The 9,574-nt window shown below is 61.8% G+C and carries 9 protein-coding genes and 1 pseudogene; 2 read left to right on the plus strand and 8 right to left on the minus strand.

All coding sequences use genetic code 11. The annotated features are described in order from the left end of the window. On the minus strand, positions 1-674 hold a 674-nt coding region (locus tag BLU17_RS31775), incomplete at its 3' end, for a citrate/2-methylcitrate synthase (protein ID WP_281247883.1). Positions 675-1,064: 390 nt separating this feature from the next. Here BLU17_RS31775 and BLU17_RS31780 point away from each other — a divergent pair. Next, positions 1,065-1,466, plus strand: a complete 402-nt coding sequence (locus tag BLU17_RS31780) for a hypothetical protein (protein ID WP_092006634.1) — start codon at positions 1,065-1,067, stop codon at positions 1,464-1,466. A 61-nt stretch (positions 1,467-1,527) separates the two neighbouring features. On the opposite strand, the gene BLU17_RS31785 is transcribed toward BLU17_RS31780, so the two are convergent. The 3 genes from BLU17_RS31785 to BLU17_RS31795 form a co-directional block, all read right to left on the minus strand. Further along, on the minus strand, positions 1,528-2,313 hold the full coding sequence (locus tag BLU17_RS31785; RefSeq protein ID WP_092006637.1) for an alpha/beta fold hydrolase: 786 nt from the start codon (positions 2,311-2,313) through the stop codon (positions 1,528-1,530). A gap of 202 nt (positions 2,314-2,515) precedes the next feature. Then, on the minus strand, positions 2,516-3,571 hold the full coding sequence (mreB, locus tag BLU17_RS31790) for a rod shape-determining protein (RefSeq protein WP_092006640.1): 1,056 nt from the start codon (positions 3,569-3,571) through the stop codon (positions 2,516-2,518). A gap of 300 nt (positions 3,572-3,871) precedes the next feature. Further along, the gene (locus tag BLU17_RS31795; protein WP_092006643.1) at positions 3,872-4,531 is read right to left on the minus strand and encodes an alpha/beta hydrolase; all 660 of its coding nucleotides are present in this window, start codon (positions 4,529-4,531) and stop codon (positions 3,872-3,874) included. Between the two features lie 355 nt (positions 4,532-4,886). Between BLU17_RS31795 and BLU17_RS31800 the strand changes: the two genes are divergently transcribed. Next, positions 4,887-6,458 carry a DHA2 family efflux MFS transporter permease subunit gene (locus BLU17_RS31800; RefSeq protein ID WP_245747121.1) on the plus strand — a complete coding sequence of 524 codons (1,572 nt, stop codon included), beginning with the start codon at positions 4,887-4,889 and terminating at the stop codon, positions 6,456-6,458. A gap of 249 nt (positions 6,459-6,707) precedes the next feature. On the opposite strand, the gene BLU17_RS31805 is transcribed toward BLU17_RS31800, so the two are convergent. From BLU17_RS31805 to BLU17_RS31820, 4 genes and pseudogenes are all read right to left on the minus strand, one after another. After that, positions 6,708-6,917, minus strand: coding sequence for a PAAR domain-containing protein (locus tag BLU17_RS31805; protein WP_245747122.1), 210 nt, complete (start codon positions 6,915-6,917; stop codon positions 6,708-6,710). Between the two features lie 122 nt (positions 6,918-7,039). Then, a pseudogene (locus tag BLU17_RS31810) lies at positions 7,040-7,710 on the minus strand (IS701 family transposase); the annotation flags it as partial. A 116-nt stretch (positions 7,711-7,826) separates the two neighbouring features. After that, positions 7,827-8,456, minus strand: coding sequence for a hypothetical protein (locus BLU17_RS31815; protein ID WP_092006653.1), 630 nt, complete (start codon positions 8,454-8,456; stop codon positions 7,827-7,829). A gap of 572 nt (positions 8,457-9,028) precedes the next feature. Then, on the minus strand, positions 9,029-9,574 hold a 546-nt coding region (locus BLU17_RS31820; protein ID WP_092006656.1), incomplete at its 5' end, for an IS5 family transposase.

The following is a 9,574-nucleotide window of genomic DNA, read 5'->3' on the forward strand; positions in this document are numbered from 1 at the left end:
TCGAGCGCGCGCACGAGCACGTCGTTGACCTTGTACTCTTCGCACGGGTTCGAGAACATCATGCGCATGAAGTTCGCGCTGTACGACAGATCGTTTTGCGGATACACGAACGGCTGGCCGATCGTGTACTTGTACGCCATGGCGACGAGCGTGGGCAGCTTCGCGATCATGCGGATCGCCGACACTTCACGGTGCGTCGGGTCGTTGATGTCGAGCGAGTCGTGATAGAACGCGGACAACGCGCCGACCGCCGCCACCAGAATCGCCATCGGATGCGCGTCACGACGGAACCCCCGGAAAAAGAAATGCATCTGCTCGTGAACCATCGTGTGGTTCTTCACCGAGGCGACGAATTCGTCTTTCTGCTGCTGCGTGGGCAATTCGCCCTTGAGCAGCAGGTAGCAGCTTTCGAGGAAGTCGGCGTTTTGCGCGAGGTTGTCGATCGGGTAGCCGCGATAGAGCAGTTCGCCCTTGTCGCCGTCGATGTACGTGATCGCCGAGTTGCACGACGCCGTCGACATGAAGCCCGGGTCGTAGGTGAACATGCCGGTCTGGCCGTACAGCTTGCGGATGTCGATCACGTCCGGGCCCATCGTGCCCTTGTAGACCGGCAACTGAATGCCTTCAGCGTGGCCGGGAATCGTGAGCGTGGCGTGTGTCTTCGAATCGATCATTTGATGTCCTTGAATTGCTTTCATTTCGCAACAGGACGCAGGCGCCGGCGGGGCCGGCATTGCTGCGACCGCCAGCCGCATTCTACGGCGCGGCACAGCATCGATTGATAGCGCAGCCAGCAACAATCCCTCTTGGAGCCAGCAACATTGGGAAACTTGCGGCTTCCTTAACGCCGATTCCTGCAACAATATTTTGCTTTTGCAACGCAACATGCCGCACCCCGCCTCTGCGATACTGCTCGACATGCAACGACTTCCCCTGTCGCGGCGACCTGACTCGGGCTTTGCATTTAGCCTCGGTTCGGTCCCATGCATGACCTGGCCCGCCTCTACCCGGCGGGCCTTTTTTCTCGCCATACGCGCTTGAAGCAAAACGTAAGGAAGCAACAGATGAACATTTCGGTCGACTCCCTGTTCGCAGAAAACGAACACGCAGAGGGCGCCGTCGTCACGGCACTCAATCACCAGGACATCGTGGTCGCGCTGTCGGCCGCGCTCGCCAGCGAACGCGTGGTCGTGCTGCACATGCTGTATCCGCGCACCGACGCGCGCACGCACCGCAGCCTCGACGCCCTCGTGGACGCGCTGCACGGTCACGGTCTGCATCAGGTCGCCCGTCTCGTTTCGCAGGAAGCGCACTATCTCGTGTTCAAGGACCCCGTGAAGGCGTGGAAAGCCTTCCACGAAATCCGCAACGACTCGCTCGCCATCGGCGTGCATCTCTACTACGCGGGTCTCGTGGGCGAACCCGCCGAACGCAAGCTCGACGCGCACGCTCACGGCCACGAATAAGCGAAAATCGTTCGGACTACGACATTTGACGCGTCGAGGAGGGGCGCCCGCCCCTCCCGCTTCAGCGCCCGCGTCCGCTCACGAATCGGTCGATCAATTCGTTGAACGCCGCAGGCCGCGCCAAGTTCATGCCGTGCGACGCGCGCGCCACGCTCGCGCGCCGCGCATCGGGCAGCCACGCGTCGAGCGCGGCCACCGCCCGGTGAAACACCTCGGGACTCAGTTCGCCGTCGATCAGCAGCACGGGACAGCGCACCTCGGCCGCCTCCTCGCGCGTGTACGCGGACAGCGGATCCTGAAACTGCGGGCCGAGCGTGTGTGCGTTGTCGGTCGCCATGCGGCGAAACGCATGCGTACTCTTCGCCCAGAAACCTGGCCGGCTCACCGAATCGACGAATAGTTCGAGCCCCGCATCCATCTGCCCCGATTCGATCAGCGCCACCGCGCGGGCGCGCAGGGCGTTGACGTTCTCGGGCAGCACGGCGAGCGTCTGGCCCGGCTGCTGCACGGGGCCGCCCGGGTCGGCGAGCGTGAGCGTGCGCACGTGCCACGGATGGCGACGCGCGAACTCGAACGACACCCGGCCGCCGCGCGAATGCCCGATCACGTGCGCCGGGCCCGCGCCAAGGCCATCGACGAACGCCGCCAGCTCGTCCACGTGCCGCCGCCAGCTGAAGGGCTGGCCGCGCGCCGCGTCGCCGGCGGGCCAGTAATGCGTAAGGCTCACGCAAACGCAGCGATACTGCTGCGCCAGGCCCGCAAGCTGCGGCCGCCAGTAGCGGTAGTCGCATAGCGAGCCGTGCACGAAGAGAAGAAGTTCGCCCTTGCCCCGTTCGATATAAGGCATGGGCAGACCGCCGGGCAGTTCGATGAACGTGCCGGGGGCCGGGAAAGCGGCTGGATTCACGGCTGGACGAGGTGAAGATAACAGGACAGCGGCGCGCTGCTACGAAAAAGCGCATGGCGGCGCACGACGGCAAAGGGACGTATTGTCCCATGCCCGCGCCGCGACCACACGGCACGCTTGTTTCGTCCGCCGCCTCGCGTCCTTATTCGACCATTTCGAAAGCGTGCTCGCTCATGAGCGAGGCCGCCGCGCCCGCGCCTCGCACGGCGCAGGTGAGCGGCTCGTCGGCCACGCGCACGACCACGCCAAGTTCGGCGGCGAGGCACTGGTCGAGCCGCCCGAGCAGCGAGCCGCCGCCCGTCAGCACGATGCCGCTATCGGCGATGTCGGTGACAAGCTCGGCCGGCGCCGTCTCGATCACGTGGCGCACCACGCCAATCACCTCGCGCAACGGCGCGGCCAGTGCGTCGGCAATGTCGTGACTCGTGATCTCGACGGTGCGCGGCAGGCCGTCCTCCATGCTGCGCCCGGTCGCGCGCATGCGCTCGACCGGTTCCCCGTGCAGCGCGCAGCCAATCGTCTTCTTCACGTGCTCCGCCGTCTGTTCGCCGAGCACGACGCCATAAACCGCGCGCACATGATCGACAATGGCGCGGTCGAACTGGTCGCCGCCCACGCGCACCGAGCCGCTGCACGCCACGCCGCCAAGTGCGACGATGCCCACCTCGGTCGTGCCGCCGCCGATGTCCACGACCATCGAGCCCGTCGCCGAATGCACCGGCAGGCCCGCGCCCAGCGCCGAAGCCAGCGATTCGCCGATCAGGCTCACGCTGGCCGCGCCAGCCGCAAAAGCCGCCTCGCGAATCGCCCGGCGTTCGACGCGCGTCGCACCCGCCGGCACGCACACCGTGAACGCCGCCCGCCGCCCGAGCAGACGGCGCGGCTGTGCCATCGCCACGAAGCGGCGCATCATGTGCTCAGCGGCGGAAAAGTTGGCGATCACGCCGTGCGAAAGCGGACGCACCGTTTCCAGATTGACTGGCGTGCGACCGAGCAGGTCTTTCGCCTCGCGGCCCACCGCCGCCACCGTCGTCTCGCCCGCGCCGGCACGGCGCTCGAAGCAGACCACGGAGGGCTGATTGAGCACGATGCCTTCGTCGGCGGTATAGATCAGTGTGTTGGCCGTGCCGAGATCGAGCGCCACGTCCTGGCGGAACAGCCTCTTGGAAAAGATGGAATGCGGCTTGGCTCGGGCCATGGTGGTCTGATGTGCGGTTTTTTTTTAGCGGCCCGGCAGGCGAAGCGCCTCCGGGCGGCATTCCCGATGGCGGCCTCGTCAAGGGCGGCGCAAACCAGCCGCACGCCGGGCGGAACGGGCCTACGCGGCCTATATGGCCGCGGCGACTCCCCGTATTAACGGCCCGACCGACGCGAACTTTAGCCGCGCCAAAAATAACTGCGTAGGCTAACCGGCGAATGTGACTGGAATACGTCGCGGGCGGCCGCCGCCCCCATCCGACCCTGTGAAAACGTGGGCTTTGAGCCGCCGCGGCACCGCTCAACCGTTCGATTCGCGCCCGAGCGAGCGCACGAGCGCGTCGCGGCCGAGCATCGCGCCCTGAGGCGTGATCGTGTGGCCGACGCCCGGCAGCGCGTAGGCGGCAACCGCGAAGCCCGCGTCGCTGAACGCGGTGGCTGCGCGCTCGAGTTCGCTGGCCGGAATCACCAGGTCGTCCGCGCCGTGCACCAGCGTGAGCGCCGTGCGGCTCTTCGCGACCACGGGCGTGACGAGCCGGCCGGCATAGGCCACCACGGCCGCCGCGCCGGATGCCTGCGTGGCCGCGTGATAGAGCGACATGATCGAGCCTTGCGAGAAACCGACCAGCGCAAGCGCGTCGTGGCCGAGTCCCCAGTGGGCGAGTTCGGCGTCGAGCCGACGCTCGAACACCTGCGAAGCCGCGACGACGCGCGCCTCGCGATTCGCCTCGCTGATATCGCGCAGGCTGAACCACTGGCGACCGCCGAAGCCGCCGTCGAACGGCTCGCTGCCGTCGAGCGACGCGAACGCGACGCCCGGCAGATCGCGACGCCACGCGTCAGCGAGCGGCATCAGGTCCTGTGCATTGCTGCCCACGCCATGCAGCAGCACGACGAGCGCACGCGCGGCGCCCACGGCTGGCGCAAGGCGCCAGCCTCCTTCGAACGATTCCCAGCTCATGGTCAGGCCTCCCCTGGCTTTGCACGGGACCGCGCTGAACGCCGCCGGACCAGAGCGAGCGCTGACGCGCTGGCTCTGGCCGACACGCGAGGTGCGGTCCACAGGGTGTCATCATATTGTGTGTTCGGCGCACGCAGTTTGCGCTGCGAGCGGCAGGCGCAAGGATACGCTCGCCGCGCGCAGCATGTACGGAAAAACACCATTTCCCGATATTACGGAAAGCCGCGCGAACGCGGGCGAAAGCCAACCGAAAGCCCAGATGCCCCTGTAACGCATGGGGATGCTCCGCGCCTCCCGGTGGCCTCCTGCGATTACGGGTATCCTGTGCCGCAAGCCGAATACGCGGAGAACACGCTTGAACCAGCCCGCCGCTTCATCCTCGCCGCCCGCACCGCCGCCGCCGCTCGAGGGCGGCAAGCTGGTCCTCGCGACCATCGCCGTCGCGCTGGCGACTTTCATGAACGTGCTGGACACGTCGATCGCCAACGTCGCCATTCCGACCATTTCCGGCGACCTCGGCGTTTCCGTGGACGAAGGCACCTGGGTCATCACGGTGTTCGCGGCGGCCAACGCCGTTTCCATTCCGCTCACCGGATGGCTCACGCAGCGCTTCGGCCAGATCCGCCTGTTCATCACCTCGATTCTGTCTTTCGTGCTCGCATCGTGGCTGTGCGGCGTCGCGCCGAGCCTGCCTTTCCTGCTCATCGCGCGCGTGCTGCAAGGCGCCGTGGCCGGCCCGCTCATTCCGCTTTCGCAGGCCATCCTGCTCGGCTCGTGGCCCAAGGACAAATCGGCCAGCGCACTCGCCTTCTGGGCGATGACGACGACGGTCGGGCCGATCGCCGGGCCGGCGCTGGGCGGCTGGATCACCGATAGCTACAACTGGGCGTGGATCTTCTACATCAACATTCCGGTGGGCTTCTTCGCGGCCTTCGTGACGTGGTCGATCTACCGTCACCGCGAATCGGCCACGCGCAAACCGCCCATCGACGTGGTGGGGCTCGGCCTGCTGATCGCCTGGGTGGCCTCGCTGCAGATTCTGCTGGACAAGGGCAAGGACCTGGACTGGTTCAACTCGCCCGTGATCGTCACGCTCGGCATCGTCGCGCTGATCAGCTTCGCGTTCTTCCTTGTGTGGGAACTCACCGAGGCGCATCCGATCGTCGATCTGCGTTTGTTCGCACAACGGAATTTTCTCGGCGGGACGATTGCGATTTCCGTGGCGTATGCGGTGTTCTTCGGCAATCTCGTGCTGCTGCCGCAGTGGATGCAGGAGTATCTGAATTACCGCTCCGTGGATGCGGGCCTCGTGACCGCGCCGCTCGGCATATTCGCGCTGCTGCTCTCGCCCGTGGTCGGGCGTCTGCTGCCGCGCTCGGACGCGCGCATCATCGCGACGATCGCGTTCGTGCTGTTCGCGGGGGTGTTCTACATGCGCTCGCTGTACGTGATCGAAATCGACACCTTCCATCTCGTACTGCCCACGCTGCTGCAGGGCATTCCGATGGCGCTCTTCTTCGTGCCGCTTACGGCGATCATTCTCGCGGGACAGCCGCCGCAGCGCGTGCCTGCGGCGGCGGGCCTCTCGAATTTCGTGCGCGTGTTCTGCGGCGCCGTGGGGACCTCGATCGCGACGAATGCCTGGAACAACCGCACGATCCTGCATCACGCCCGGCTCACGGAGCAGGCTTCGGTCAACAATCCGACCTTCGTCCAGGCGATCGACCAGACGCAGACGGTGCTGCACCTGAGCGAGCCGTCCGCGCGCGCGCTGTTCGATTTCCAGCTCACGACGCAGGCCGCCATGATGGGGCTGAACGACATTTTCTATATCTCGGCCATCATCTTTCTCGTGATCATTCCGCTCATCTGGATCACGAAGTCGACGCGGGGCGGCGGAGGCGGCGGCACGGCGGGGGCGCATTGATGCTTCGCATAGCGTTTGCCCGTCTGCCGGAGCACGTGCGCGGGTAAACAAGACATGAGTTCGGTCCGCGCGAAAAGTCCGGCGAAAACTCGCTTACATCCTGGCACTGTTTACCCGCGGACCGCTCACTGCGCCATGCGCCGTGTCTTACCGTGAACCTGGCACCAGCTTCCCGCTTTCACAGTGCTCCGAGTCGATTCCTGCATGTGCCCGTGTGCACATTGCCATTGAAATATTCGCCGGCACTGTTCATGCGGCCCGCAGCAATCGCCCGATCATTCCATGTTCGCAATCAGGCTGCACCTGCACGCCCACTTTGTGCCCCTGACGCGCAACCGGCACGCCGTGGTCGGTGATTTTCGGATCGCTGTCCAGGATCACGTTCTCATATACTTCAGCGTGCTTAAGACTCTTAACGAGATCGCCCTTGCGAACCACGCGCGGCCCACTGTATCGCATAGTTTCTGAGGCGGGAAAGATTTCGCCGCCGTGATCGGTGGCGTCTCCGAGTCCGATAAGATCGACCGTTTATTTCTTGCCTGATTATTATTTACACGATTTGCGCATCAATCTAATGCCAACTGGATGCCAACCGCGTATTGCAGTCCGAATCCACCAACGGCGTAACGAAACGCCGTGTCGTTTCCGCAGCCGGCATCAGCCAGCACCACGCCGTTTGGCGCGCCGCTTTGCCTTGCCTCACGCAACTGCGCGAGGGCGAGCTGTGGTTTGGTCGCAAACCGAATCTCCTCGGGCACACCGGCCTGCATACGTCTTGCCGGATCGTCCGTCCATTCCTGCGGCAGATAAAGCCGGTAAGCGACAGGCAGGCTTGCCTCCCCGGTGGCAACAGACTGGCTTACGGCCACCTGGCAGTTGTCCTGCTTGCCCCATTGCCCGCAGTATTGCCGTGCGACGCCCACTGAATGCTTCCCCTTCTTCGGAAAGCCCGTGTCATCAATGATCCAGTACAGACCCTTTGCTGGACTCATGTGTGGCAATACCCAGCGCCGAACCTGTTCGATCAATGCGGCGTCAGACCATTCTGACTTTGAAATGAAGTGATGCAGTGACTGGTGCCGCGCACTCACGCGATGTGGCTCGATATGGGCTGCCAGCGGTTCGACGCCCTTGCGCGCAATGGGCAGCATCAGCCCCCGGCAATAGCCCACCGACCGGCCCGGCGGTCACTGTGTCCAATGGCATTGCACAGGTGTTCCAGGTACTCGTCGAACGATCTCTCCCAGACCATCGCCTCCTCATGCAAAGACTGAAGAAGCTCTTATAAGCCATTAATTTTATGACACAGTAGTACTAATCAACATCCCCCTCGCTATACCTGTGCAGCTCGAAATCCAACCCTTGTGATTATTGTATTTTATGCGCTTTTTTCAAAGTCCCTGATATGCGTTTCCCGTCACATCTTTCCGAGCCGCCCACGCTTAAACGCCATGCCTCCCCGTTGCCGTCGATACAGACGTCCCCATCATCGACAAGTAATTGCTCTTCAGTCATCTTAATCTTATTATCTACGACTTCATAAATCTCCCTCCAGATCCCTACATTCCCAGTGTCATTCGTTTCCAGTTCAAATTTGAGATTTCCAACTCGATCAGCCGCCACGGGGATGTAGCCTGCAAAGAACACATTGCCGGAATCAATGGAAAAAACGAGCATTTGAGCGCTGACGCCCGGTTGACCCGGGTTAATGGTTACCAGGCGAATCCCCTTAGACCTAGAGGAAGATGGGTCTACAGTCCAGGTTCCCAGACCGCAGTCATCCGTTTGCTCCAGATTCTTTTCGAAAATTATTAATTTTCCAGCATTGCCGAGGTCGGTTTTTTCCACCGTTATACGGGATGTCCCCTCGCCACCCTCACAGAGGAACTGATATCGAACATCTTCAATATTGATATCGGCAAGATTCTCGGCTTGACCCATGGCAAGTTTGGATGAGCATGCATATGCCAGCAAGAAAAAGTAGAATAGCTTTTTCATGATAGGATGCTTCATATTCTCACCGTTTCGGATTGAAGATCATATTGTTTTGACGATAATCCGTGTGTACTATTATTTTCATGATTTGAGTAGTAACCCAACGCCATCCAAACGCTGCCGGGCTAAATCAAGTGCCAACTCGCTACCAACCCATCCGGCAGGTTACTATTTTTCTCCTGCAGATCTTTCTCAAAAAATAACACATTTCAGATAGTCATCAGCAAAAATTTGCACACGTACCTCTGTCATTTTTTGTTATCGAATCCTCAATCTTATTTTGCTTGATCATTGATACCAGATATACCTTTGTCGCAGCACTGCTGAATAACCGCTCCAAATCCAAATTTTCGACTTCTTCTGTCAGACTTCGCGCACTCCAAACAAGCGTGGAGTGCGCCAACACTATTCGCCTGCACGAATGCTCTGGAAATTCCAGATACGCGTGCGCAGCCAGTAAAACAGCCATAAATTTGACCATGAAATTGATCCATTCTGAATCAATGATTATTTCATCATATTGCTCGACTTCTTCTACCGTTATGGATAGAAGAATTTACCATTACTTAGAGCGGCTAACACAAGTCATCGATGAAGCGCGAACAGATAACGGCAGCAGCCAGGGACAGCAACGCAACATGAATGTCGAGACGACGCTCGAAACGAATGCGCAGTTTACCGAAACCGGCAAACTGCGCATGCGTGCGCTCGACTACCCAGCGATACCGGCCGAGCCGCTCCTTACTTTCCACGCCACGGCTGCCGATACGGGCCGTGATGCCGCGCTGCCTCAGGTAACGACGGCAGCGTGCAAAGTCATAGCCTTTGTCCGTATGCAGCTTGCCCGGACGTTTGCGAGGCTGTCCGTTCAGGCCCGGTATCGCAGGAATGGCATCCAGCGTGCGCTCGAATGCCATCGAATCGTGCCGGTTGGCACCCGTGACCGTGATGGCCAAAGGAACGCCGCGCGCATCTACGACGATGTGCCGTTTCGACCCGAGCTTGCACCGGTCTGTCGGGTTGGGGCGGTTTCCTGGCCCCCCGGGGCTGGAAACACTGGCGGCATCAAGACTCGCCCGTTCCCAGTCAATCTGGTCATGCTCACGCAAGCGGCGAAGCAT

The organism is Paraburkholderia lycopersici, from assembly GCF_900096975.1.
GTDB classification, from domain to species: Bacteria; Pseudomonadota; Gammaproteobacteria; order Burkholderiales; family Burkholderiaceae; genus Paraburkholderia; species Paraburkholderia lycopersici.

Excerpts from the sequence above, each read along its gene's own strand:
- BLU17_RS31815 (WP_092006653.1), bottom strand. The coding sequence starts at position 8,456 with ATGAAAAAGCTATTCTACTTTTTCTTGCTGGCATATGCATGCTCATCC.
- mreB (WP_092006640.1), bottom strand. The coding sequence starts at position 3,571 with ATGGCCCGAGCCAAGCCGCATTCCATCTTTTCCAAGAGGCTGTTCCGC.
- BLU17_RS31785 (WP_092006637.1), bottom strand. The coding sequence starts at position 2,313 with ATGCCTTATATCGAACGGGGCAAGGGCGAACTTCTTCTCTTCGTGCAC.
- BLU17_RS31780 (WP_092006634.1), top strand. The coding sequence starts at position 1,065 with ATGAACATTTCGGTCGACTCCCTGTTCGCAGAAAACGAACACGCAGAG.
- BLU17_RS31795 (WP_092006643.1), bottom strand. The coding sequence starts at position 4,531 with ATGAGCTGGGAATCGTTCGAAGGAGGCTGGCGCCTTGCGCCAGCCGTG.
- BLU17_RS31805 (WP_245747122.1), bottom strand. The coding sequence starts at position 6,917 with ATGCGATACAGTGGGCCGCGCGTGGTTCGCAAGGGCGATCTCGTTAAG.